Source organism: Sphingomonas sp. So64.6b (assembly GCF_014171475.1).
In the GTDB taxonomy this organism is placed as follows: Bacteria; Pseudomonadota; Alphaproteobacteria; order Sphingomonadales; family Sphingomonadaceae; genus Sphingomonas; species Sphingomonas alpina_A.
In genome coordinates this window covers 3,004,476-3,028,883 of record NZ_CP048817.1, presented here as the reverse complement: position 1 = coordinate 3,028,883, position 24,408 = coordinate 3,004,476, and the positions used below count along the sequence as shown (strand labels likewise).

Sequence of the window (24,408 nt, the reverse complement as noted above, 5' to 3'; positions counted from 1 at the left end):
CTTAGCCCGGCGAACCACGGAGACAATCACATGGGTGCAACGACCATTGGCGCGCTGATCGGCGGCGCGATCGATTCGATGAGCGGCGATGATGGCGCGGCGGATGGCGCGATCTACGGCGCGATCACCGCGAATGTGCTGAAGGTCGTGGTGCCGCTCGCGGTGACCTATGCGGTCGGCTGGGCGGTGCTGCGTGGTGCCGCCGAATTGAAGGAAAGGGCGTTCGGCCCATCGGAGAAAACGGCATGATCCGCGGACTAATCGGCGCGCTGCTTGGCGCGGAAATCGACCGGCGCGACGGGCAGGGCGGGTTGAAAGGTGCGGCGATCGGCCTAGTCGCCAGTCGCGTGATCACCCGGCTCGGTCCGATCGGGCTGGCGCTGGGCGGCGCCTATGTCGCGAAAAAGGCCTATGACCGGCGCAAGGCGAGCAAGACAGGCTGACCTCAGCCGGCGGATTGCCAGGCGCGCACGGCATCGCTCGGCGCGACCAGCATCCACACATTGAGCGTCAGATTGTCGCGAATCACCCATAGCGCGAGCAGTTCGAGCGCGATCGCCACCGCGACGCTGCCCCACCAGGGCAATTTCCGCGCAATCAGGAACCCGAATGCCATGAAGGCGATATCGGATGCGGAATTGAGCACGCTGTCGCCGGTATAACCGATCGCGATCGTCGCGGCGCGGTAGCGGTCGATGATTACGGGCGAGTTTTCGAGGATTTCCCAGCCGGATTCGATCAGCACCGCCAGCGCCAGGCGCATGCCGACCGGCCGCTTGCGCAACGCCAGCCAGGTCAGGCCGTAGAAGATCAGCCCATGGATGAAATGACTGAGCGAATACCAGTCGCTCAATTGCTGGCTGTTCTCGGGCGAATTGATCTGGCCATGCCAAAACCTGATCGTGCCGCAGGCGCAGACCGGCGTGCGCCCCATCGCGAGCAGGATCAGAACCGCCGCCAGCGCGATCAGCGCTGCGATGATCAACCAGCTTTTGTCGCGATCCCATCGCGCGTGACTTGACGCATTCCCCATTGCGCCGCCATTAGCGCCCATGCCGTCCTCCGCAAAGCCATTCGAGTCCGCCGACGACCCGCACGGGTTCAAGCGTCGCGGCGTGCTGTTCGTCCTGTCTTCGCCATCGGGCGCGGGCAAATCGACCATCGCGCGAAAGCTGCTCGCCGACGAACCCGAACTGAGCATGTCGGTGTCCTACACCACGCGCCCGCCGCGCCCGGGTGAAGTCGATGGCGTGGATTATCACTTCGTCGATCTCGAAACCTTTCGCGAAATGGCGGCGAACCATGAATTCCTCGAATGGGCGCATGTCTTCGACCATCGCTACGGCACGCCCAAGGCGCAGGTCTGGCACGTGCTCGAGGAAGGGCGCGACATATTGTTCGACATCGACTGGCAGGGTGCGCAGCAGCTTCACCAGCTCGCCGGCGGCGACGTGGTTCGTGTCTTCATCCTGCCCCCGTCGATGCCGATCCTGCGCGACCGGCTGGAAAAGCGCGCGACCGATTCGATGGACGTGATCAACGCCCGCATGGCGCGCGCCGCCAATGAAGTCAGCCATTGGGACGGTTACGACTATGTCCTGGTCAATGACGATGTCGAACAATGCTTCGAATGCGTGAAGACCATCCTTGCGGCGGAGAAGCTCAAACGCTCGCGCCAGACCGGGATCATCGGCTTCATCCGCAAACTGCTGCGCTGACAGCGTCCCTCTCCGGCTGGGAGAGGGGCACCAGTTTAGCGGCAGTGTTTTGTACCTGTGATCGGGCCAATCGCGCGCTGTCTCCACCCCACATCGCCGTCGCGAAAGAGCCGCGCAATCATTATCATCACCAACGCTTGACTCCGTACCATGGTACGGAGCGTATAGGGGCTGGGAGCGACAAGGCACGCTTCCGGAGACTTGAAATGACCAGCCCCGATACCCGTCGATCCATTCTTTATCGTATGGTGATGAAGGACCATGTCTGTCCGTTCGGCCTGAAGGCGAAGGATTTGCTCACGCGTCAGGGCTATCACGTGGACGATCGCTGGCTTACGACCCGCGCGCAGACCGATGCGTTCAAGGCCGAGCATGGTGTCGCGACGACGCCGCAGACCTTTATCGATGGCCAACGGATCGGCGGCTATGACGATCTGCGCCGTTTCTTTGGCAAAAGCGTGCGCGATCCGGAGGCGACGCTCTACCGACCGGTGATCGCGCTGTTCGCGATGACCGCGTTGATGGCGCTGGCCGTGAGTTATACGGTGTTCGGCACGCCGTTCACCGTCCGCGCGGGCGAATGGTTCATCGCGCTCAGCATGTGCGTGCTGGCGATGCTGAAGCTGCAGAATGTCGAGAGCTTTTCCAGCATGTTCCTGAACTATGACCTGCTCGCCAGGCGCTGGGTGCCGTACGGCTATATCTATCCCTATGCGGAAGGATTGGCCGGCGTGCTGATGCTGTCGGGCGCGCTGATGTGGCTGTCGGTGCCGATCGCGCTGGTGATCGGCGGGATCGGTGCGGTGTCGGTAATCAAGGCGGTCTATATCGATAAGCGCGATATCAAATGCGCCTGTGTGGGCGGCGACAGTAAAGTGCCGCTCGGTTTTGTGTCGCTGACCGAGAATGTGATGATGGTCGCGATGGCGCTGTGGATGATGATCGCACCGATGCCGATGAGATGAATGGCGGCTGCAAAGCGCATTCTGCATCGGTTCACGGCGGGTGGCGCAAATGTGTCGACAAGCTGCACGACCCGACGCCCGTACCGGACGTCATCGGGGCTGCTCCTGGAGTAGAAGCCATGACGACCGTGTTCACCAAAGCAACGCTTGCCCTCGCGCTCGGCGCAACGGCACTGACCGCCGCCGCACCTGCCGAAGCACAGCGTTATGGCGGCCGTCATCGCGGCAACGACAATGGCGGCATCGCGATCATCGCCGGGATCGCCGGCCTGGCGATCGGCGCTGCGATCGCATCGAGCGCAAACGACCGCCGTCGCGGCCATCATCGCGGTTATCGCCAGAACGGCTATCGCGAAACCTATGTCGACGATGGTTACAGTGATTATCGTGACGACCGGGGCTATGACGATCGCCGCGCCTATGATCGCGACAATGGTTATAACGGCTATGACCGCCGCGATGGTTACGGCCAGCGCGGTTATGGAAGCTGCCATGTCGAGACCCGCTGGGACGACTATTCCGGACAGCGCACCGCGGTTCGCGTCTGCAACTGACCGGTTCGAAACGGCGCGAAGGCATGGCTTTCGCGCCGTTTTGCCGTCCCATCCTACCTGCCTGATCCCACGTCATATCCGCGAACGCGGGTATCCCGCTTCTCCTTCCAGTGCGGGGCAAGGCAGCGGGACCCCCGCCTTCGCGGGAGTGACAAGCCAGAGTCAACCGACCCTAAGCAATCAGCTCCAGGAACCGCACCCCGGCATCGAAATCACGCCGCCGCGATTTGAGCGCGGCAAGCGACAGGTCGTCGCGGCCCCATTGTTCGGCCTGCCAATCCTCGTCGAGTTCGATCGCGCGCCATATGTCCCCGGCGCTCGCGGCATCCTCGATCAGCGCGAGGCCGGCGATTAGCGAGCCGCCGATCGTCACGATCGGCGCCAGTCCGGCCAGTTCCCATGGCGTTCGTGCCGTGATCGCGTCGCTCAGGCGGGTGATGGTCAGCGGCGGCTGCGCGCGGTGCATGATCCCCATGACCAGCTCGAAATGCACGTCGTAACGCGTGCGCGCCCAGTCGAGCAGCGGATCCCATAACAGCGCCTGGCGCTCGACCAGCGCCGGCGGATCCTCCGCACGGTAACAAAGCAGGTCGCTTTCGGCGAACACGGCGAGGCCGGCGGCGAAACTCCCCGGGTCGGCGCCGATGCGTTCGATCGCGGCATTGGCCAGCCCGGTCAGCGGCATCGTGCGCGGATCGATCTCGCCGCTCACCGCGCGCCATTCATCGGCCACCGCTTCGGCCAGAGGCGTGAATGGAATGGCGAGCGGCGCGCGGCCGGGCGTGCGCACCGGCTTGCCGTCGAGTGTGACGACGCCGTCTGCGTCGGTCGCCACATCGGTCCAGAAGCGCTTCATACCCGGCTCAATCCTGGGGCGGGCTGCGCCAGCGGCGGGCGAGCGCGCGCGGCACGATTGCGACCATCAGCAGCGCCGACAGCACGATCGCGGTGCCGAGGATCTTCTGTTCGAGGATCTGCGCCCGGCCGATCAGCACCAGCCCGAGCAGCGCGCCGGCGACCCCGGCGATGCGCGACCCGGCGATCAGGAAATAACGGTTGCGGGCGGTGGTTTCCGGATCGGTCATTGCGGTGCCTTGCACGGGTTGGATGATCACACTTGCCGTTCGTTTCGAGCGAAGTCGAGAAACCTTGGCGCGGCGTTTATACCAGATTTCGCTATGTGCGACCCAATACTACCGTTCGCCCTGAGCCTGTCGAAGGGCTCGTACCCCCAAAGCACGGTGGTGTGTGAGGATGGCGGTGCTTCGACAAGCTCAGCACGAACGGTTTTTGGCAATCGAAGGGCCCGGACGAACGGGAAGATCAGGCCTTTATCGTTTCCATATGTCCCGGCAAATCCGCGACATCCTTGGCAATCGCATGCGCGCCGGCCGCGATCAGTTCGTCGACCGGATGATAGCCCCATGCCACGCCCAGCGCACGGACATTGCCGGCCCGCGCCATCAGCATGTCATAACTCGTATCGCCGATCATCACCGTCGTTTCGGGCGAGGCGCCGGCTTCGCGGATCGCGGTTTCGATCATCGACGGATGCGGTTTGGACGGGTGGCGATCGGCGGTCTGCAGCGTCACGAAGCGCGCCTTGATACCATGTTCGTCAAGCACGCGGATCAGGCCGCGATCGGACTTGCCGGTCGCCACGCCGAACACCCAGCCCGATGCCGCCAGCGCATCGAGCGCCGCGATCATGCCGCCGAACAAGGGCTCGTCGGTCAGCGCGCCGGCGGTGCGCAAGCGCAGGAAGGTGACACGGTAATCCTCCGCCAACGCACGGTGTTGCGCGTCCTCGGCATGGGGCAGCAGGCTGCGCATCACTTCGACCAGGCTCAACCCGACGACGCGGCGAATGTCGTTCCGGCCGGGCGGATCGAGCCGGTGGAGCATAAACGCTTCTTCCATCGCCTGGCAGATATTGGCCTGGCTATCGACCAGCGTGCCATCGCAATCGAACAAGGCGAGGCGGTTCATTGCGGGATTTCGCGCGCGAGGTCGGCATGGCCACTGCGCATCAGGCCGGCGACGACGCCGGCGCGGTCCGCGGCGGACTTGTTCTGGCTCAGCTTGCGCGTGCCGCGAATCCCGTCAATCTCGACCTCGAAGGCGATGATCGCACGCAGCATCGCGCGAAAGCGATCCTCATCCATCTTCGCGCGCGTCCACGGGTTCTCCGGAATCACGCGCGGCTCATGGATTGCGGCGAGCCGGTCAAGCTGTTCGACCAGCGCGTCATCGTCGCACGCACGCGCCACGCCGTCGATCTCGACCGCCGTATAATCCCATGTCGGCACCTGCTGTCCGGGCGCGACGTACCAGTTGGGCGTGATATACCCTTGCGCGCCGGCAATGCTGAGCAGCACGCGCGCACCATCGAGATGCGGCGTCGCGCGATTGGCGCGTGCGACATGGAAGCGCAGCCGCCGCTCACCGACCGTGACGACCGGCGCGTGAACCACCAGTGGCAGGTCCGGCGTGGTCACAAAGATATGCGCGAAGCCAATCCCGACCGCCCAGTCGAGCATCCCGGCCTCATCGCCGGGGCGGAATACGGGATTGGGATGCATTGGTTACCGGGCTCAGCGCGCGGGTCGCGTCGGACGCGCGGGGCGGGCGGGGGCCTCGCTGCGCTCGCCGCGCCGCCGCCGTTCACCCTTGCGATCCTTGCGCATATTCTTGGCGTGCTGCTTCGCCTGTTGTTTCTTCACCGCCTTGCTCGGCGGTGGCGGCGTGTCGAGCGGCATCATGTTGCCAAGCATCTCGTCGAACCCGAGATGTTTCAAGCTCTCGGCGAAATGCGCCGGCAGCTCGGCCTGGATTTCGATCTCGCCGCCATCGGGATGGTCGATCTTGATGCGCCGCGAATGGAGATGCATCTTCCGACTGATCGCGCCGGTCAGGAACGCGGCCTGTCCGCCATATTTGCCGTCGCCGACGATCGGATGGCCGATCGCCGAAAGATGCACGCGAAGCTGGTGCGTGCGCCCGGTATAGGGAATCAGCTCGAGCCAGGCGGTGTTGTTGCCGGCATGCTCGATCACCCGGTAGCGGGTGCGCGCCGGGCTGCCTTCGGCTTCGTCGACATGCATCTTCTCGCCGCCGCTGCCTGGTTGCTTGGCGATCGGCAGTTCGATCATGCCGTCATCGATCGCCGGCACGCCGACGACCAGCGCCCAATAGACCTTCTTGGCGCTGCGCGAGGAGAAGGATTTGGCGAAGAACGCCGCCGCGCGCGTGGTGCGCGCGATCAGCAAGGCGCCCGACGTATCCTTGTCGAGCCGATGGACCAGCTTGGGCCGGCTCTCGCCATCGAACTGCAGCCCGTCGAGCAGGCCATCGACATGCTCGTGCGTCTTGGTCCCGCCCTGCGTGGCGAGGCCGGGCGGCTTGTTGAGCACGATCGCCTGCTTGTCGCGGTGGATCACCATCTCGCGGATATAGTCGGTCTGTTCGTCGCTCAGCGGCGGGCGCTCGCGCTTCTTCGGCGCATCCTCGCGCACCGGTTCGGCCGGCGGTACGCGGATCGTCTGGCCGGTGGCGATGCGATCGCCCGGCGTCGCGCGCGCGCCATCGATGCGCAATTGCCCGGTGCGCGCCCATTTGGCGACGGTGGTGAAGCTGGTGTCGGGCAAATGTCGCTTGAACCAGCGATCGAGCCGGATGCCGTCATCGTCGAGACCGACATTGAACTGGCGGACATTATCCTCTCCGCCCTTGGCGGGCTTCGGGGCTTTCGGGGAATCGCTCATGCTACTACTCTTGTCAGTGCGAGGCCGGCGAACAATGCGGCGATCGATCCGATCACCGACGCCAGCACATAGATAATGGCCATCGACAGCTCGCCGCGCTGAAGCATCAGCACCGTGTCGAGCGAAAAGGCCGAGAACGTGGTGAACCCGCCAAGCACGCCGACCGCAAGCAGCAGCCGCCAATTCTCACCCGATACGGCCCCTCCTATCCCCGATGCACGCGCGAGCGCGCCAACCAGCGCGCCCATCAGGAACCCGCCGATCAAATTCACCGCAAGCGTGCCCCACGGATAGGACGGCCCGAACCAGGCGAGCGTCGCGCGCCCGGTGAGAAAACGCGCGCCCGAACCGATCGCGCCGCCGGCCATGACTAGAAGAAGGGAATTCATGGCGCTGCGTTAGCGCGGATGGCGGGGAAAGAGAACCTTCGTGCGTCCGCCCGTCACCCCGGACTTGTCACGTGACTACACCGTGGAGCCAAGTACGGGACTTTGCTGGAGGGAGTAATCACCAACCCGACACCCCGACTTGTTTGGTTTGCGAACCGTCAGCCCGTTCAGCGCCCGTTATTCGCCACAAGATCCACGTCGGTGCCACCATCGCCACGCTTGGTCAGGAACAAGGCGAACGCGCCATCGTCGCGGTCGCGCGTACCGCCAAGGACGTGTTCGGCGCCGTCCGCCTCATGCTCGGCCGAATAACCGGCATTGGTGGTGCGCGTATAATACCAGTCGAGCACGCTCTGCAGCGAGGCCGATGTGGCGAAGCTGACCGCGCGCAATGCGCAGCCCCCGCCCTCGGCACCGGCCGCTTCGCTGACCCGCGCATCGGGATAAAGCGGCAGGTCGGCGGGCAAACGCTGCACCCAGCGTGTCGAATAGCGCATCTTGCTGGCACAATCGGCGGTCCGCGGATCCTTTTGCCGCGCGGCGAGCGCGCCGAGCGTCAGCGATTCGCGCGCCGCGTCGCACTGCGCGCAGCCGCCGGCTTTCGGCGCGGGGGTGGATTTCACCGCTTCGCTTGTTCCGGCGCCCGCGCCGGCACGGGCCCCGCCAGCGATTCCGTCGGCGGGCACCGCACCCGAATAGGGCTGGGCAGGGGGACGGACGGCGTCGTTATTGGCCTGCGAGGCGAGCGTCGGATCGACCATGATCTGGTCCTGCAATGCGCTCATCAAGGCCGGGTCGCGCGTGTTTCCCGCCGAATTGCCGTCGATCAGCTCCTGGTCGAGCGAATCGAGATTGCGCTCGCCCTCGCGCGGCCCGCACGCGGCAAGCGCCACGGGCAGGACCAGAACCATCGCTAAACCAAACCGACTGCGAACCATAAAACGCTCCCGCACAGGCTTAAATCATTGCGCAGAAATGGGTTAAGATAGCGTTGGCGATGAAGTCGCTCGTCGCGAGATCACCTCTTGCGCAGGCGGTGTGCGATCGTCATGTTCGCCTCATGCTGAACATTTTCTCGATCCTCATCGGCCTCCTCGTCCTGCTCCTGACGTTGATCGGCTTCATTCCTTTGCTTGGCTGGCTCAACTGGCTGACCATCCCGATCGGGATCGTCGGCATCGCGCTTGGCGCATTGTCATCGAGCAAGATGGGACGCAACCTCAACATCGTGCTGGTGATCATCTGCGCGATCCGCCTGTTCATCGGCGGCGGCCTGCTCTGATCTTCATTATCGCTGGATTAAAAAAGGCCCGGTGATCGCTCACCGGGCCCTTTCTCATTCTGCTTGATTAAAGCTTAGCGGCAATTGACCTGGCCGCGATCGATCGACCGGCCGAGCAACGCGCCCGCACCGCCGCCAAGCAGCGTACCGATGGTCTTCGACCCGCCATTGGCAATCGAGTTGCCGAGCACGCCACCGGCGATGCCACCGATGATCAGGCCGGTCGTGCCGTCGTTGCGGCGGCAATAATAACGCCCGTTGCTGCCGCGATAGATGCGGTCGTTGCGGCTCAACCGGCGCGGCTGATAATAGCGGCCGTCACGATAATATTGGTCGGCATAATAGGTCCGCTGGCCGCGCTCGTAGCGGTTGTAGTCATAGTTGCGATACTGGCGCCAATCGCGCGTCGCACGGCGGCGATCCTGCCGGGCATCGCGGACATCCTCGCGATATTCCTGGCGCGCTTCGCGCACATCCTTGCGTGAATCGGCATCACGCAGATTCTTGCGATACTCGCGCTGCGCATCGCGTGAGTCCTCGCGGTATTCGCGATTGGCTTCACGTGGGTTGGATTGCGCCATTGCCGGGACGGCGGGCAGGGCGATCGCCGCGATGGCGGCGAGAATTGCGATACGCATAAGCGTTCCTTGGGTCGTGAACAGTGCGGGTTAAACGCGCACCGGCCTGTCGAGGTTGCGTGAACCGAAAACTACAGGCCGTTCACTTCAGCGTCATCTTCTCCCCTCCCTTTATCTTCTCCCCTCCCTTTATGGGAGGGGTCGGGGGAGGGTGCGATCGCGAAGCTATCGCTCGGCGCGAAGCGTCGACCGGGGCATCGAGCCCCGTCCGCCGCTGAACCCTCCCCAACCCCTCCCATAAAGCGAGGGGCTACTAGGAGGCATCACGCATTCAAACTATGCGTCAGCGTGATTTCGGCATTCAGCACCTTCGACACCGGGCAATTCGCCTTGGCATCCGCCGCAATCTCCGCGAATTGATCCGCGTCGATCCCGTCGATCGTCGCCTTCAGGTCCAGCGCCGACTTCGTAATTGAAAACCCGTCACCGTCCTTGTCGAGCGTCACCTTGGCGCTCGTCTCCAGCGTACCCTCGCTGAAACCGGCACGGGCCAGCGCAAAGCTCAGCGCCATGGTGAAGCAGCTGGCATGCGCGGCGGCGATCAATTCCTCGGGATTGGTGCCGGGTTCGTCGCCGAAACGGGTGTTGAAGCCATAGACAGTGTCCGAAAGCACACCCGACTGAGTCGAGACATGGCCTTTGCCGTCCTTGCCGAAGCCCTCATACCGGGCCGATCCGCTGCGTGTCGTCATGGCGTTTGTCCTTTGCAGATACGAAAAAGGGCGCGGCAATCATGCCGCGCCCTCTTAAGTGGTGCTTTAACCGCTTAGCGGCAACGGCGCCTGCTGCCACCGCGATCGATCTCGCGGCCGAGCAGGCCACCGGCGATCGCGCCGCCCAGCGTGCCGACCGTGCGGTCGCCGCGCGTGTCGATCGTGCGACCGACCAATGCGCCACCGACTGCGCCGACGATCAGGCCGGTCGTGCCGTCGGGCTTGCGGCAATGCGTGCGGCCGTCACGACCACGCCATTCGCGATACTGGTAATGCTTCTTCTTCGCTTCCACCTGGCTGGTCGGAAAGACCATGGTGGCCGGAATGACGAGCGATGCGGCGCTAAGCGCCATGATGAAACTACGCATGTGTTTTCTCCCTTATCCTGAATCAATACCGGGTCCGTAACGCTCTGTTTCTAACTGAGGTTGCATGAACCGAAAACAACGACCCGTTCATCTACGGCGATTGTCAGCGATGCAGGCTGGAATCGATCCACGTTATCCACGTTATCCACAACCGCGCACTGTCGTTTTCCTGTTGGCGCGACTCGGATTCGATGACACCTTCATGACTGTAAGCAGGGGATGCGGAAGCGAGAAATCGCAGAAACATCAAGTGCTTATGTCGAAGGAGCGAACAGGTGCCGCAAGGAAACCATTGGCGAATTCGGCGGAATGCAGGTTGAGTGCTCGGTCGAGCAAAGCCGTGAAAGCGGTGGCGGTCGGGAAGAGGCGAGGCAGGTGTTCCAGGCGTCCTTCGATGTCCTTGTGATGGAGATGGGCGTTGGCTGCAGGAAGGCCGGAAGATCGCGCGTTTGTCTTTAGGGATGAACGAGACGGATCCGGAAAGAGAGTGGCCGAGGCGAGAGACAGGGTTTCGATCCTGACTTGAGCTGGCCGCCGAGGCCGGTTTGCCGATGGTCGCAAGATCGTCGCATCCGGCCCCGGTGACCGAACCGCAAAGCCTGTCGCTGTCCGCGGCGAAAGGTGGAGCGGGGCCGCCGAAACCGGACGGCGCGGATTTTCCTTCGGGAAGGTCAAGCGAATCTAGGCGCGGCGACAGGGGGTCGGCAGCAATGCCGGCCCCTATTTGCGTTTGGGGGCAGCAATTTCTCAAGCCCCTCCCTTTCAAGGGAGGGTAGGGAATGGGTGCGCGCGTCTGCGCGCTGAAAAAGACTCGTTGCGTCAGGCCCATAGCGGCGATCGGGGCATCGAGCCCCGGATCGCCGCTGCCCCACCCCCTTGCCCCTCCCCTGAAGGGGAGGGGTTTGATAGAGAGGTGGCCATGCTCCCAGTCGCCACTCACGTCCTGCCCGAATTTGCCCCCTGGTTCGACATCGCCGGTCTCGCCGTGTTCGCCGCATCCGGTGCGCTCGCCGCGGCGAAGCGCGGGCAGACGATGGTCACGCTCGCCTTTTTCGCATTGGTCACCGGGGTCGGCGGCGGCACGGTGCGCGATCTGCTGATCGGTGCCCCGGTGTTCTGGATGCACGACAGCCGCTACGCCGCAGTGTGTCTGCTGGTCGCGTTCGTCATCTGGGTGACGCCGCAGCGCTGGTGGAAGGACGCCGCGCTCGACTGGTTCGACGCGGTCGGGCTCGCCGCCTATGCCGTGTTCGGCGCGGCCAAGGCGATCGGCTATGGCATCCCGCCGATCCCGGCCGCGCTGATGGGCGTGGTCACCGGCTGTGTCGGCGGCATCATCCGGGACGTGCTGGCAGGCGAGCCGTCGATCCTGATGCGGCCCGAACTTTATGTGACGGCGGCGGCGCTGTCTGCGGCGCTATACGTCGGACTGGTCCTGCTCGGCGCCCCGGTCGCCATCGCCGCAACGATCGCGACTGTGGCCGGATTTGCGTTACGAGCGGCCGCGATCCACTTCCGGCTCGCCTTGCCGGCCTATCGCGGGCGGCGCTAGCGCATCGCTGCGATTCGGATCAGCCGCCATACCGGCGAATGGCCGGAAGTGGTGGAAAGCGGTCGTCGTTTCGCCCATGGTTGACCTTAAGGGAGGCAGTCCTTGAGACGGAATTTCCAGTTCGATGGCGTGTCAGTCGTAAAATGGGGTGACATGCTCATCGACCTTCATAATGCTTATGACCTTGAGCTCTTTGGCACGGACCTCAGCGGAAGCGCGGTCGAACTGCGATTCAAGCGAAACGACTACGCCATCAACCCGAATAGTCTACCGTCGACGGTAACCCTCAGTTGTGATGGCAACGTGCGCCTGGCGTTCAACGATCTCTGCGCAATCGCGACGCGCATCGACGACGAAGGTATCGAAATCGCATATTTTGACGAAGAGTGTGACTGGCTATCATTCCTCGACGAACAAATGGCTCAGCGACAGGAGCCGGAAGGCCTTCACCTCAGCTTCATCAACGGGTTCGCTGTTCGCATATTTTGCGACGAGGTCACGTTCACCGTCCAGTGACACTTTCGCGCGGACATCTGCCTTGGGCAGATAGCGACCACATCACTTTACGCCCTTCACATCCCAGCCAACCCTAAACCCGCACCACGCTAACCTCGCCGAACGGCTTGGGTTCGATCGGCGGCATTATCGCGACCCGGCCAGCTTTGCCTTGCCAGCGGCGGCGATCCACTTCCGGCTCGCCCTGCCGGCCTATCGCGGGCGGCGTTAGCGCTGCGCCTGTTTCGATCGAGTCCCCGTCATACCCGCGAACGACCAAAGGTGGTGAATTCTGCACGGGCGGCGGGGCCGCGATCAGTCAGGCCAGCTATGGCGACAATCATGTGTTTTACGGCAGGCCCAGGCAAATCGATGCCAGGTGTCATTTCAAAAGGCGGTCGGCCTCCTTCAGAAATGTCGCGAGCCAAGAATCGTGAGGCTTCGGCACGTCAGAGCCAAGCTGCTTCAAGCCTCCCTTTCGCCGTCCGGCAGCAAATTTTCCGGAGGTCAAGGCACGTCGATTTGCGCCAACAACCCTTTGCGCCCAAGCAATTGGGTCGCGTGAGTCCAACGCGTCTCGCAAGCCCCATTCCGTCCATATCGCGTTAAAATCCGTGAGCGTATTGAAATAGTTTCGGATCATCACCCAAAACACAAAATCGACCATGACATCGGACCAGCCATGCGCTTGGACTATCGCAGGCACGACCCGGCCAGCGAATTGGTATTCATGCTCTCGATCGACAACGCGACCATAAGCTTGCACTGTCGGTAGCGCTTCCGGGTCGATCAGCCCCAACGTCAGGACGGCGCCTGACAGGAAGCCGTGTCCGTTGGTGGTGTTGGAGTAAAGAAATTCGCTTTGAAGCGCGGCGGCGGCGTACTGATCGACCAAGCGGCGCAACGCAGGCCCCAAATTGGCACGGTCACGGGGCAGGCGGTCGAAAAACTCGGCTTCTGATATAAGCTTCCCGGCGCTTTTGAAATTCAGTGCGATCTCATAATCGTCGGCGCGACGAGCAAGATCGGGTGTAATTTCTGCCGTAAGATCGTCTATCGCGCGTGCAATTGCGGCATTTGACCAGTCTGACAGCGGAATATCGATCCGGTTTCCTCGTGGGTCTGGAGGTATAGGAATAGCCTTTGGCGATTCACGCCAATGATCGTCACCTTGCGATATCGCCCTTACAATCTCATCCGATGGCGTGCCATCGACGATGGCGCTGCCGCCCGGCGCCTCCCCACGCGAGCTGAATTCCGCCTGGGCCTTATAATCTCTCAACGGCCGGATCGACGAAGGCTCTACTGCGCATGGCGGTGTCGTGTTGGCAGCTAAGCCTAGCCGCTCAAAATAAAGTCTGGGCGAAATAGTGCCGTCAATCCCTACACGAGAGAGATACCCGTTTGTCGTGACCCAAAATGCTTCACCATCATCTTCCCAGGCTTTGAATTCTGCGCCGGATGTTCCGAGGTTTTCGAAGCTGTTATAAATCCGTCGCCACATCGCGTCGTCAGCTACGAGTTCTTTCGGGAATGAGCTTCTTGATGGTGCCCCAACTCCCGGATTGGAGTTTGTATCAGCCATGACGCTCGCAACGACGTCCCACATTTCGCGCGTCAATTTCAACGCTTCATCGGGTTCGTATTCATGTTGAAAGCCGAATGATCCCCGCATTTCCTCCGGTTTCAACCAAGCGACGACTATCCGCCTGACAAAACGGAGAGGATCTGTTTTCCAGACCTGCCATACAACGCCATAATATCGTTGCCCATCGCCACCCGACCCGTGCCGAAAACCAAATAGCTTGCTCGGATTGCGTCCGACACTTTTTAGGCCAAGTGCGCAAGGATCGGGACGCAGCAAATACTCGCCGTCACTCGACGGCACGACTCTATCCCACGCCGGTCCTGTACTTAAAATCTCGATGACCCTTTCCCCGCTTGCGGGATCGATGGTCGCGACGGAAATTCCTGAGTGATCGGGGCGCTTCAGGTTCCAAATAAATAATCGCCCATCAGGCCATTCGATTGGAACGACCGATGTGAAGCCCGGCAGGCCTGTATGGCTTGCGGCAATTCTTCCAGCGGCGAGGTCTATAACGTGTAGAGTGGTGGACTGATCGGCATCGATAGGATCAAGCACAAACAGACGGCTTCCATCGGCGCTTCCTTTAAGCATTCGAAACTTCTGGCTTTGTCGCGGCAGGGAGATTTCTGCGGTCTTGGTACGCGACGCGACATGGTAGATGCGAAAAATCTGAGTTGGACTACCAATCCACACGTGTTCGTGGCCGCTTCCCCAGCCTAACCCATCTTCTTCCGGCTCGAATGCCCAAACTTCCCCAGCTTCATTCTTCACCTCGAAAATCTCAAGGTCTTCACCGAAGCGCTTTGACGAAATCGAAATCATAGAATGCCCCCAGCCGTGTTTTGGCTACGCGGAAGCCGTTAATTTTTGGAGTGGCATAGCCCGCCGATGACCGGAAGGGGCGCCTAGTCGCCGTTTGTGGGCGGATCGCTCGAACGCTTCTTCTCGATAGCTTCGGCTTCGCGAAGCACCGATAGATCACCTCCGACATAACCTGTTCTGGCCATCACCCAGAAGCGCCACAAAAGGAAAGCCATCCAGGCAAAGGCGAAAATAGAAGCGGGAATCAACCACCATTCCCCGATCAAGGGGACGGCAAACATCGGGATGACCCCCATGAGGTAAATGAGTTTATCGGAGCCCGAGCTTCCGGCCTGCATCCCATCTGCCCAAAGACAAAACGATCGATACGCGCGCACCGGCAACCTCCAAGCGTACGTACCATTGGTATCAGGTGCGGGAACGCCTGCAACCGGGTCTATAACCGCCGCACCAATTTACGGCGTCACCACCCAACCAACCTTAAACCCGCACCACGCCCATTTCGCTGAACGGCTTGGGCTCGATCGGCGGCACGACCGCGTCGTTCAGCTCACATCGCGCGCGCGCGATCCACTTCCGGCTCGCCCTGCCAGCCTATCGCGGCCGGCGTTCGGCGGCAACACTTCCGATCGGGTCGGCGGCGCAGGTAACCGCTTGCCGATCGGAAGGGACAAGCCGCCGTCCGAGGGCGCTATTTCAGCGGCAGAAAGAGTTCCGCGACCGCCTCATGCTCCGGCACTTCCGGGAAGAAGGCGAGGCGCTGGCAATAGATCGGGAAGTCCCTCGCTTCCTCACCACTGGCCGGCAGCCAGTCGCGATAAAGGTAGAGCGCGGCGGGCTCCAGATTGTCGGTGTTGCCGACGACGCGCAGCACCGCACAGCGACCGCCGGGGATCATGCCGGTCTCGATCTTCTCGCCTTTCGCCTCAACCAGCCGATCGGTGCCGACACATAGATCCATCCGGTATTCGACCGGAGGCGTGGTGCGTGGATCGGAATGGAAGACATTGAAGGTCGGACTTGTCTTGGGGGACAGGCCAGCGGCCTTGCGCCACGCGATGAAGCGCTGGATTGTGGCGCCGATCGTCGCCGGGTCGCCCCGATGCTCCATGATCGCCACCGGTGTCGGGGATACATCGCGGATCGTCACGTCGTTGGGGGTAAAAATCTTCTGCATGAGCTTGCTCCTGGCGTTGTCGAGAGGCCCGAAGGCCGCAAGCCACGGCTCCCAATCGGGAGATTTGCGGAACGACGAAGGCGATTGTCCGAACCGTTGCCGAAAGGCGCGGGCGAACGCATCCGGTGCGTCGTAACCGGCATCCATCGCTATATCCGTGACGCTTTGGGCGTCCCTATAGGCCAGCCGGTACGAAGCGCGCTTCATGCGGGCGAGCTGGATATAGCGATGTACGGACAACCCGAAGGTCGCCATGAACTGCCGGTGGAAATGATATTTGGAAAAAGCCGCGACGCCGCTGATCGCTTCCAGGTCCAGATCACGGTCAAGATGCCGGTCTATATGGTCCAGCACTCGCTGCATCCGGGCATGATAGTTTTCAAGCGCCGCCTTCATCGTCCTGTCCTCCGTGGCGACACCAGCTAGGCGCTCACGGATATCACGCGCTCGACCGATCTTGCGGTTTGGCGAGGGTCAACCGGCGCCCGCCAACAACTGCTTACAGGCGCGCCGGATTCGCACCCTAGCCGACGCTAGAGCTTTTCGAGCTTGGTCCTACCAAACGAACAGAAACGGGGAGATTCCACTCAAACCGACGTGCCCTAAACCCGCACCACGCCCACTTCGCTGAACGGCTTTGGTTCGATCGGCGGCACGACCGCGTCGTTCAGCTCGCATTGCCAGAAACCGACATCGATCCATTGGCGGTTCTTGTAACCGACCTCGCGATAGACGCCCGCACGGCGAAAGCCGACCGCTTCATGCAACGAGATCGATCCCTCGTTGGGCAAGGCGATCGCGCCGATCGCCTGGGTGAAGCCTTGCGCGCGCAGCGTGTCGATCAGCGCCTCATAAAGCAGCCGGCCGGCACCTTGGCGCTGCACCGTGCCGGCGACATAGATCGAGGTTTCGACGACATAACGATAAGCCGGGCGGTCACGAAAACGCGTCGCATAGGCATAGGCGATCACCCCGCCATCCTCATCGCCATTGGTCGCGACAATCCACGGGTAAAGCCCCTCGGACGCCGCCATCCGGCCGCGCATCGCGCGCGTGTCGGGGGCTTCGGTCTCGAACGACACGGTGCCGGTGAGCACGTGCGGCGCATAGATTGCGGCGATCGCGGCGGCATCCTCGGGCCGCGCTGCCCTGATCACGATCATTTGGTGAACCTCGCGAGCAAGATGTCCATCAGGCGAAGGTCGTCGCGGCTCGGCGATGCCGGGCCCATGCCGACGCATTCGAGGCAACGCGCCTGGATCGACGACGTCCTGGTCAGCCGCCGCATATCGCCGAGCGCGCGCGCGAGGACCGCCTGGCGGTCGGCGCCGATCCGCGCGAAGACGTCGCCATCGGCTTCGTCCTCATCCTCTCCGCCGCCCCAGTTCGCGACCAGTTTGGACAACCAGCCGGGTTCCTTTTCGAGATAGACCGCATGGACCTTTGCGGGGTCGAGCTTGGCCTGTTTCGCGGCAAAGTCGATCGCATCCTGCAACGTGCCGAAACGATCGACCAGGTGGAGCTGGTGCGCGGTGCCGCCGTCCCATACGCGGCCCTGCGCGATTTCGTCGACGCGCTCGACGCTCATCTTGCGCGCGCCCGCGACGCGGCCGAGGAATTGGCGATAGCCATTCTCGATCCCCGCCTGCAGCACGCGGTCGGTTTCCGGCGTGGTGCCGCCGACGATATCGGGCTGACCCGACATCGGCGTGGTGCGCACCCCGTCCGACGTCACGCCGATCTTGGCCAGCGTGTTCTCGAATGTCGGGATGATCCCGAAAATGCCGATCGATCCGGTGATCGTGGTCGGTTCGGCGAAGATCGTGTCGCCCGCCGTCGCCACCCAGTAACCGCCGCTCGCCGCGACCGAACCCATCGACACGACCACCGGCAGTTTCTGCGCCTTGGCCTCAAGGATCGCGCGGCGGATCGTTTCCGACGCGAGCGCCGATCCACCCGGCGAATCGACCCGCACGACCAGCGCCTTCAGCGATTTCTTGGCGAGCCCGTCGAGCAATGCCTTGGCGATCGTGTCGCCACCGGCGGTACCGGCATTGGCCTTGCCGTCGACGATTTCGCCGGCGACGGTCAGCACGCCGATCGCGTCGCCGCCGCTCGGCAACGGGTTGGCGGCGAGATAATTATCGTATTTGATGGTGCGGAAATTGCCCGCGATCTTGCCCGTATCGGTCCCGGCGATCTCACCCACGCGCTTGTCGAAATCGATCCGCGTGGCGAGCTTGTCGACGATACCGGCGTCGAGATTGGCCTTGGCGATGTCGCCCTGCGCGGCGGTGACCACTGCATCGGGGGTCATCAGCAGCGCGTCGATCTTGGCCTTGGGCCGGGCCTTGGCGATCGCCTGTTTCCACTGGTCGAAGATCACGCCGTACAGCGCCTGGCTTGCTTCTTTCGCCTCGGGCGACTGGTCGCTGCGCGTATAGGGTTCGACGAACGACTTGTATTTGCCGACGCGGTAGATGTGCGCGTTGACGCCGAGCCGGTCGATCAGGCCCTTGTAATAAAGTTGGCTCCCGCCCGGGCCGGTGAACAGCGTGCCACCCATCGGGTTCATCCAGATTTCGCTGGCATTGGCGGCGAGGCGATAGCCGGAATCGGTATAGCCGGTGGCATAAGCGAGCACTGGCTTCTTGCTGTCGCGCACGCGGCGGACCGCGTCGGCGACTTCGTTCAGCGCGGCGGGGTAGCCGCCGGTGAAGCTGTCCAGATCGAGCACGACGACCTTGACCCGGTCATCGTCCTTCGCCTTGTCGAGCACGCGCACCACATCGCGCAGGCGGAATTCCTTCACCGGCGCACTGCCGCCGGCAAAGGCCGCAAAGCCATCCGCCTCGGTCGGCTGCTCGACGATCGAGCCGCTCAGCGCAAGCACCAGCGCGCCGTCACGGATCGTCGCGGGACTCGGCTTGGCGGCCAGGGCCGCAAACAACAGGCCAAAGAACAACAGCATGGCGGCAAGCACCAGCGCGTCCTTGATGCCGACCAGGATCTTCCAGGCGCCTCGAACCAATTTCATTCGTGCGCTCTCCATGATGGCGCGAGATAGAGCCGCACCGCTAGAGCATGACGGCGCGGGAGTAAACGGCTGTACTATAGATGCAATACGGCCCGATCCGGCCTTTCCCGCCCGACATGCCCGTATCGCCCGACATGCCCGTATCGAACGTGACGCGCCGGCGATTGCCCGATAGGGCGGCGACGTGACGATGACTGCGATTTCCCCGCCGCCCGCCGGCCCCGAGAGCGTGCCGCAAACGATGCGGGACGAACTGCGCGCGCTGCTCCGGCTCGCCGGGCCGCTGGTCGGCGCCAATCTGCTGCAGATGGCGGTGTCCGGGGTCGATGTGATCTTCGTCGCGCGGCTCGGCACGGTCGAATTTGCCGCCGCCACGCTCGGCGTGTTCATGTTCAACGTCATCATGTTCGCGCTGATCGGCCTGACCAGCGCGGCCGCGCCGATCATTGCCGCCGAACTGGGCCGCCGCCGCCACGCGGTGCGCGACGTGCGCCGCTCGTTCCGCATGGCGCTGTGGCTCGCGCTGCTCGGCACGCTGCCTTTCCTGATTATCCTCGCGCATGGCGAAACGCTGCTGCTCGCCGCCGGGCAGGACCCTGCGGTGGCGCGGCGCGCGGGCGCGTTTCTCGATATCGCCTTGTTCGCGCTGGTCCCCGGCATCGCCGCCGCCGTCATGCGCACGACCGCCGCCGCACTGGGCCGGCCTGGCTGGGCCTTTGCCGTCACCGCGCTTGCCTTGTGCGTTGCGATCATCGGCAATTGGCTGCTGGTGTTCGGCAATGCCGGCTTCCCCGCGCTTGGCCTCGAAGGATCGGCGATCGCCACGGTGATCACCATGACGGTGATGATGTTCTCCTATGTCGTGATCCTGCTCACCGACCGGCATTTGCGCCGCTATCGGCTGTTCGGGCGCTGGTGGCGCACCGAATGGCCGCGCTTCTTCGAAATCGTCCGCCTGGGCGTGCCGATCGCGCTGACCTGGACGTTCGAGGGCGCCCTGTTCGGCGGGGCGGCGATCCTGATGGGCCTGATCGGCGTGGCGGAGGTTGCCGCACACGCGATCGCGCTCAATATCGCGGCGGTCGCGTTCCAGGTGCCGTTCGGCGTGTCGCAAGCGGCGACGATCCGCGTCGGCATGGCCTATGGCGCGCGCGACCCCTTATGGATTTCGCGCGCTGGCCGCGCCGCGCTCAGCGTCGGGATCGGTTTCATGGTGGTCACCGCGACGCTGATCTTCGCGCTGCCCGGGCTGTTCGTCGGCGTCTATATCGATGTCCATGACCCGGCCAACGCGGTCGTCGTCTCGCTTGCGGTGCAATATCTCGCCATCGCCGCGCTGTTCCAGCTGGTCGACGGCGCACAGGCGGTCGCGGCGGGCATATTGCGCGGGCTGCAGGACGCCCGCGTGCCGATGCTGATCGCCGCATTCGGTTATTGGGTGATCGGCTTCGGCACCGCGATCCTGCTTGGCTTCTTTTTTCATATGCAAGGCGTCGGCATCTGGCTCGGCCTCGCCGCCGGTTTGCTCGCGGTCTCGGTGCTGCTGCTGTGGCGCTGGTCGGCACGCGGCCGGTTTGGGCTTCTCCCGGCTTAAGAGCTGTTTGGAAAATGCGCCATCGCCTTGAAATTCGCTCTTCCGCGAATTTTCAAACTGCACCGCCCAGGCACCTTTTTATCGCAAAGCCGGTTGACGATCGCCGGCCCGCTACACATATGCGCCGTGCTGGCACTCACCGATGGCGAGTGCTAACAACGATTCAGAATCACTACTAAAAGGACTATCGCGCATGAACTTTCGTCCGTTGCACGACCGCGTCCTCGTCCGCCGGGTAGAAGCGGAAGAGAAGACGGCAGGCGGGATCATCATCCCGGAAACCGCCAAGGAAAAGCCGCAGGAAGGCGAAGTCGTCTCTGTCGGCACCGGCACCCGCGCCGATGACGGCAAGATCACCCCGCTCGACGTCAAGGCCGGCGACAAGATCCTGTTCGGCAAATGGTCGGGCACCGAGGTCAAGGTCGACGGCGAAGATCTGCTGATCATGAAGGAATCCGACATCCTCGGGATCGTCGGCTGAACCTTCTCCGCCTCCAAACACTCAACTTCAATTTTCGAAAGGGTAGCCTCACATGGCAGCCAAGGACGTAAAATTTTCGCGTGACGCGCGTGAACGCATTCTGCGCGGCGTCGACATTCTCGCCGACGCGGTAAAGGTCACGCTGGGGCCAAAGGGCCGCAACGTCGTGATCGACAAGAGCTTCGGCGCACCGCGCATCACCAAGGACGGCGTCACCGTCGCCAAGGAAATCGAGCTCCGCGACAAGTTCGAGAACATGGGTGCGCAAATGCTGCGCGAAGTGGCCTCGAAGACCAACGACATCGCCGGCGACGGCACGACCACCGCGACCGTCCTGGCGCAGGCGATCGTCCGTGAAGGCATGAAGTCGGTTTCGGCCGGCATGAACCCGATGGACCTGAAGCGCGGCATCGACCTCGCGGTCATCGAAGTCGTCAAGGATCTCAAGGCGCGCTCCAAGCCCGTCTCGGGCACCAAGGAAATCGCTCAGGTCGGCATCATCTCGGCCAATGGCGACACCGTCGTCGGCGAGAAGATCGCTGAAGCGATGGAAAAGGTCGGCAAGGAAGGCGTGATCACCGTCGAGGAAGCCAAGGGCCTCGAATTCGAACTCGATGTCGTCGAAGGCATGCAGTTCGACCGTGGTTACCTCTCGCCTTACTTCATCACCAACCCGGAAAAGATGTCGGTCGAACTCGCCGATCCGTACATCCTGATCCATGAAAAGAAGCTGGCGAACCTGCAGGCGATGCTCCCGATTCTGGAAGCCGTCGTTCAGTCGGGCCGTCCGCTCCTGATCATCGCCGAGGACATTGAGGGTGAGGCTCTCGCCACGCTCGTCGTCAACAAGCTGCGCGGCGGCCTGAAGGTCGCAGCGGTCAAGGCGCCTGGCTTCGGCGATCGCCGCAAGGCGATGCTTGAGGACATCGCGATCCTGACCAAGGGCGAGATGATCTCGGAAGACCTCGGCATCAAGCTCGAGAGCGTCACGATCGGCATGCTCGGCACCGCCAAGCGCGTCACGATCGACAAGGACAACACCATCATCGTCGATGGTGCCGGTGACCATGACGCGATCAAGGGCCGTACCGACGCGATCCGCCAGCAGATCGAGAACACCACCAGCGATTACGACAAGGAGAAGCTCCAGGAGCGTCTTGCCAAGCTCGCCGGCGGCGTTGCCGTGATCAAGGTCGGCGGTTCGACCGAAGTCGAAGTCAAGGAGCGCAAGGATCGCGTCGACGACGCTCTCCACGCAACCCGCGCAGCGGTCGAAGAAGGCATCGTCCCCGGCGGCGGCACGGCTCTGCTGTACGCCACCAAGGCTCTTGCCGGCCTGAAGGGCGCGAACGACGACCAGACCCGCGGCATCGACATCGTGCGCAAGGCGCTCGAGACGCCGCTGCGCCAGATCGCCCAGAACGCTGGTGTCGATGGTGCGGTTGTTGCCGGCAATCTGCTGCGTGAAAACGACGAAACCCGTGGTTTCAACGCACAGACCGACCAGTATGAAAACCTCGTCGAGAGCGGCGTGATCGACCCGACCAAGGTCGTCCGCACCGCACTGCAGGACGCGGCCTCGGTCGCCGGCCTGCTGATCACCACCGAAGCGGCGATCAGCGAACTGCCGGAAGACAAGCCTGCCATGCCCATGGGCGGCGGCGGCATGGGCGGCATGGGCGGTATGGATTTCTGACCGCGAACGGCCTGATTTAGCGAAAGCTAAATCAGGACTCGTTCCGGTCCGGCCGGCGGGTCGGCGGTGCAAGCCGCCGATCCCGTCCGACGAAAGCGCGGGCTTTGCCCGCGCCCATGCCAAACACCGAACAACGCAAAGAAGGGGCCGGAGAGCAATCTCCGGCCCCTTTTTCGTCACGCATCAGGACAGCCACGACAAATCGAGCCCCCATTTGGATCAAGTCGGGCGCGAGGGAGTTTCGGGGACACAATACTAATTAGTTTAGTATTGTGTCCCCGAAACTCCCATGTCCCCGAAGCTCCCGACCGACGACAGCGCAGGCGTAGTTTATCCTGAGCGCCTGCCTTGCAGGCAGTCGAAGGGCCCGCGCCGCTCGAAGCACAAAGAAGAGGCCGGGGGAGCGATCCCCGGCCTTTTTTGTTGTGGGGTTATATGGCTTGCGGCGTAGTTGCTCGAATGGGTGTGTGGTTTGCTCTCGTGCTAGGCGCGAACGAAACGCACCGCCGCCATCACCTCAACTGACAACAACCAACTTCCGCCGCGCAGCCCGCTTCGCCGGCGCCTTCTGTCCCGCCTTGCGACCCAGGCCCAGGCTCTTGGCCATTTCCGACCGCTTCGCCGAATAGGCGGGCGCGACCATCGGATAGCTTGCGGGCAGGTTCCACTTCGCCCGGTAACCGTCGGGCGTCAGGCCATGCGACGTGTTGATGTGGCGCTTGAGCGTCCGCTGCACCCCGCCGCATTCCAGGCAGGTGATCGATTCAGGCTTCACGCTTGATCGGATCGATACGGCAGGGGCCTGGATCGGCGCTTCGACTTCGACCGGCGCGCCGAGGGCGCTCAGCGCGTCATAGACGCTGGTGATCAGGCCCGGCACGTCATTCACCGCGACCGAATTATTTGCCACATGCGATCCGACGATTTCGGCGGTGAAATCCAGCAGGTCTTCGTTGTTCATTGTATCTCGCCCAGTTTGAGAAAGTGCGAAAACACGGTTTCGATCTGTGCTTCGCTGATCGTCTCGGTGCGGAATTCGAACGTCGCCAATGGATGTTCGTCATCGGGATTGGAAATATAAATCCGCGTCACGCCGTCGATACCAGCGTGAAACACTGTGCCGATCCTGTGATCCACCCCTTGCGAGGATCGGTCGAAACGAGCCCGATATTGCGCCACGATCCGATCGCCCGGCGCCTGTTCGATCGGCGCGAATGAAATCCGGATATCGGCCGCCAGCAGCTTTGCGTTCAGGCCAGTGAGGAAATCGTCGATCCGCGCCTCCACCGCGTCCCAGAGCTGCTTTTGCGCCGCTGGGGTGGAGTCCTTGACCGCTTCCGCACGGTCGCGCTGCGCCTGAAGCTCCCGGGCCCTCACCAGATTGGCTGCGCGCTTGGCCACCAGCCGCGCCGCGATATCGTCGATTGTGTCGTCGGCCATGGCCTCGCTCTCATGTCGTGATCCGCCCTGATACACGCTTGCACGCATGGCCGCGCCTTTAAACGTCGCCGGCATTGCGGTGACGCCTGCCATCACCCCGACGGATCACGGTCCTGAACATCCGCGCGGTCACGG

General features: G+C 62.8%; 29 protein-coding genes. 11 read left to right on the top strand and 18 right to left on the bottom strand.

The genetic code is table 11. The annotated features are described in order from the left end of the window. Window positions 1-30: 30 nt before the first annotated feature. Both G4G27_RS14570 and G4G27_RS14565 read left to right on the top strand, forming a co-directional pair. Entirely contained in the window at window positions 31-249 is a 219-nt protein-coding gene (locus G4G27_RS14570; RefSeq protein ID WP_183109329.1) for a hypothetical protein, read from the top strand. Continuing rightward, complete coding sequence (locus G4G27_RS14565) at window positions 246-443, top strand: hypothetical protein (protein ID WP_183109328.1); 198 nt, start codon at window positions 246-248, stop codon at window positions 441-443. Before G4G27_RS14570 ends, G4G27_RS14565 begins: the two co-directional genes overlap by 4 nt. A gap of 2 nt (window positions 444-445) precedes the next feature. Here the strand turns inward: G4G27_RS14565 and G4G27_RS14560 are convergent, their stop codons facing one another. After that, a complete protein-coding gene (locus tag G4G27_RS14560) occupies window positions 446-1,033 on the bottom strand; it encodes a DUF2585 domain-containing protein (RefSeq protein WP_183113811.1) in 588 nt (195 codons plus the stop codon). Between the two features lie 19 nt (window positions 1,034-1,052). Here G4G27_RS14560 and gmk point away from each other — a divergent pair, with 19 nt between their 5' ends. The 3 genes from gmk (at window position 1,053) to G4G27_RS14545 (ending at window position 3,237) form a co-directional block, all read left to right on the top strand. Then, complete coding sequence (gene gmk / locus G4G27_RS14555) at window positions 1,053-1,718, top strand: guanylate kinase (RefSeq protein WP_183109327.1); 666 nt, start codon at window positions 1,053-1,055, stop codon at window positions 1,716-1,718. Between the two features lie 206 nt (window positions 1,719-1,924). Next, on the top strand, window positions 1,925-2,683 hold the full coding sequence (locus G4G27_RS14550) for a MauE/DoxX family redox-associated membrane protein (protein ID WP_244624341.1): 759 nt from the start codon (window positions 1,925-1,927) through the stop codon (window positions 2,681-2,683). A 119-nt stretch (window positions 2,684-2,802) separates the two neighbouring features. Continuing rightward, on the top strand, window positions 2,803-3,237 hold the full coding sequence (locus tag G4G27_RS14545; RefSeq protein WP_183109326.1) for a hypothetical protein: 435 nt from the start codon (window positions 2,803-2,805) through the stop codon (window positions 3,235-3,237). Between the two features lie 172 nt (window positions 3,238-3,409). On the opposite strand, the gene G4G27_RS14540 is transcribed toward G4G27_RS14545, so the two are convergent. From G4G27_RS14540 to G4G27_RS14510, 7 genes are all read right to left on the bottom strand, one after another. Further along, on the bottom strand, window positions 3,410-4,093 hold the full coding sequence (locus G4G27_RS14540) for an ATP12 family protein (RefSeq protein WP_183109325.1): 684 nt from the start codon (window positions 4,091-4,093) through the stop codon (window positions 3,410-3,412). Between the two features lie 7 nt (window positions 4,094-4,100). Then, complete coding sequence (locus G4G27_RS14535) at window positions 4,101-4,322, bottom strand: hypothetical protein (RefSeq protein ID WP_183109324.1); 222 nt, start codon at window positions 4,320-4,322, stop codon at window positions 4,101-4,103. A gap of 238 nt (window positions 4,323-4,560) precedes the next feature. Continuing rightward, entirely contained in the window at window positions 4,561-5,226 is a 666-nt protein-coding gene (locus G4G27_RS14530; RefSeq protein WP_183109323.1) for an HAD-IA family hydrolase, read from the bottom strand. Then, a complete protein-coding gene (locus G4G27_RS14525; RefSeq protein ID WP_183109322.1) occupies window positions 5,223-5,819 on the bottom strand; it encodes an FMN-binding negative transcriptional regulator in 597 nt (198 codons plus the stop codon). Before G4G27_RS14525 ends, G4G27_RS14530 begins: the two co-directional genes overlap by 4 nt. A 12-nt stretch (window positions 5,820-5,831) precedes the next feature. Next, window positions 5,832-7,001 (bottom strand): RluA family pseudouridine synthase, encoded by a 1,170-nt coding sequence (locus G4G27_RS14520; RefSeq protein WP_183109321.1) that lies wholly within the window; start codon window positions 6,999-7,001, stop codon window positions 5,832-5,834. Further along, window positions 6,998-7,390 (bottom strand): fluoride efflux transporter CrcB, encoded by a 393-nt coding sequence (gene crcB, locus G4G27_RS14515; protein ID WP_183109320.1) that lies wholly within the window; start codon window positions 7,388-7,390, stop codon window positions 6,998-7,000. The genes G4G27_RS14520 and crcB overlap by 4 nt, the downstream gene beginning before the upstream one ends. Before the next feature lie 167 nt (window positions 7,391-7,557). Then, a complete protein-coding gene (locus G4G27_RS14510) occupies window positions 7,558-8,328 on the bottom strand; it encodes a hypothetical protein (RefSeq protein ID WP_183109319.1) in 771 nt (256 codons plus the stop codon). A gap of 59 nt (window positions 8,329-8,387) precedes the next feature. On the opposite strand from G4G27_RS14510, the gene G4G27_RS14505 reads away from it, so the two are divergent. Next, window positions 8,388-8,672 carry a hypothetical protein gene (locus G4G27_RS14505; RefSeq protein WP_345940641.1) on the top strand — a complete coding sequence of 95 codons (285 nt, stop codon included), beginning with the start codon at window positions 8,388-8,390 and terminating at the stop codon, window positions 8,670-8,672. A 74-nt stretch (window positions 8,673-8,746) separates the two neighbouring features. On the opposite strand, the gene G4G27_RS14500 is transcribed toward G4G27_RS14505, so the two are convergent. The 3 genes from G4G27_RS14500 to G4G27_RS14490 form a co-directional block, all read right to left on the bottom strand. Then, window positions 8,747-9,310: a glycine zipper 2TM domain-containing protein gene (locus tag G4G27_RS14500; RefSeq protein ID WP_183109317.1), complete on the bottom strand. Its 564-nt coding sequence runs from the start codon at window positions 9,308-9,310 to the stop codon at window positions 8,747-8,749. Between the two features lie 263 nt (window positions 9,311-9,573). Next, window positions 9,574-10,002, bottom strand: a complete 429-nt coding sequence (locus G4G27_RS14495; protein ID WP_183109316.1) for an OsmC family protein — start codon at window positions 10,000-10,002, stop codon at window positions 9,574-9,576. A gap of 74 nt (window positions 10,003-10,076) precedes the next feature. Continuing rightward, the gene (locus G4G27_RS14490; protein ID WP_183109315.1) at window positions 10,077-10,391 is read right to left on the bottom strand and encodes a glycine zipper 2TM domain-containing protein; all 315 of its coding nucleotides are present in this window, start codon (window positions 10,389-10,391) and stop codon (window positions 10,077-10,079) included. Window positions 10,392-11,310: 919 nt separating this feature from the next. Between G4G27_RS14490 and G4G27_RS14485 the strand changes: the two genes are divergently transcribed. Next, complete coding sequence (locus G4G27_RS14485) at window positions 11,311-11,943, top strand: trimeric intracellular cation channel family protein (protein WP_183109314.1); 633 nt, start codon at window positions 11,311-11,313, stop codon at window positions 11,941-11,943. A 153-nt stretch (window positions 11,944-12,096) separates the two neighbouring features. Next, window positions 12,097-12,459 carry a hypothetical protein gene (locus tag G4G27_RS14480; protein ID WP_183109313.1) on the top strand — a complete coding sequence of 121 codons (363 nt, stop codon included), beginning with the start codon at window positions 12,097-12,099 and terminating at the stop codon, window positions 12,457-12,459. Window positions 12,460-12,820: 361 nt separating this feature from the next. Here G4G27_RS14480 and G4G27_RS14475 read toward each other — a convergent pair whose 3' ends face one another. The 5 genes from G4G27_RS14475 to sppA form a co-directional block, all read right to left on the bottom strand. Then, a complete protein-coding gene (locus G4G27_RS14475; RefSeq protein ID WP_183109312.1) occupies window positions 12,821-14,848 on the bottom strand; it encodes a hypothetical protein in 2,028 nt (675 codons plus the stop codon). A gap of 83 nt (window positions 14,849-14,931) precedes the next feature. Further along, on the bottom strand, window positions 14,932-15,225 hold the full coding sequence (locus tag G4G27_RS14470) for a hypothetical protein (protein WP_183109311.1): 294 nt from the start codon (window positions 15,223-15,225) through the stop codon (window positions 14,932-14,934). A gap of 314 nt (window positions 15,226-15,539) precedes the next feature. Next, on the bottom strand, window positions 15,540-16,421 hold the full coding sequence (locus G4G27_RS14465) for an AraC family transcriptional regulator (protein WP_183109310.1): 882 nt from the start codon (window positions 16,419-16,421) through the stop codon (window positions 15,540-15,542). A gap of 206 nt (window positions 16,422-16,627) precedes the next feature. Further along, a complete protein-coding gene (locus G4G27_RS14460) occupies window positions 16,628-17,188 on the bottom strand; it encodes a GNAT family N-acetyltransferase (protein WP_183109309.1) in 561 nt (186 codons plus the stop codon). Continuing rightward, window positions 17,185-19,062 carry a signal peptide peptidase SppA gene (sppA, locus tag G4G27_RS14455; protein WP_183109308.1) on the bottom strand — a complete coding sequence of 626 codons (1,878 nt, stop codon included), beginning with the start codon at window positions 19,060-19,062 and terminating at the stop codon, window positions 17,185-17,187. The genes G4G27_RS14460 and sppA overlap by 4 nt, the downstream gene beginning before the upstream one ends. Window positions 19,063-19,252: 190 nt before the next feature. Between sppA and G4G27_RS14450 the strand changes: the two genes are divergently transcribed. The 3 genes from G4G27_RS14450 (at window position 19,253) to groL (ending at window position 22,833) form a co-directional block, all read left to right on the top strand. Beyond that, the gene (locus G4G27_RS14450; RefSeq protein WP_244624340.1) at window positions 19,253-20,656 is read left to right on the top strand and encodes an MATE family efflux transporter; all 1,404 of its coding nucleotides are present in this window, start codon (window positions 19,253-19,255) and stop codon (window positions 20,654-20,656) included. A gap of 193 nt (window positions 20,657-20,849) precedes the next feature. Next, window positions 20,850-21,137, top strand: coding sequence for a co-chaperone GroES (gene groES / locus G4G27_RS14445; protein ID WP_183109307.1), 288 nt, complete (start codon window positions 20,850-20,852; stop codon window positions 21,135-21,137). A 52-nt stretch (window positions 21,138-21,189) separates the two neighbouring features. Beyond that, the gene (gene groL / locus G4G27_RS14440; protein WP_183109306.1) at window positions 21,190-22,833 is read left to right on the top strand and encodes a chaperonin GroEL; all 1,644 of its coding nucleotides are present in this window, start codon (window positions 21,190-21,192) and stop codon (window positions 22,831-22,833) included. A 517-nt stretch (window positions 22,834-23,350) separates the two neighbouring features. Here the strand turns inward: groL and G4G27_RS14435 are convergent. Next, complete coding sequence (locus tag G4G27_RS14435) at window positions 23,351-23,794, bottom strand: MucR family transcriptional regulator (RefSeq protein WP_183109305.1); 444 nt, start codon at window positions 23,792-23,794, stop codon at window positions 23,351-23,353. Then, window positions 23,791-24,273 (bottom strand): hypothetical protein, encoded by a 483-nt coding sequence (locus G4G27_RS14430; protein ID WP_183109304.1) that lies wholly within the window; start codon window positions 24,271-24,273, stop codon window positions 23,791-23,793. The genes G4G27_RS14435 and G4G27_RS14430 overlap by 4 nt, the downstream gene beginning before the upstream one ends. Window positions 24,274-24,408 lie beyond the last annotated feature (135 nt).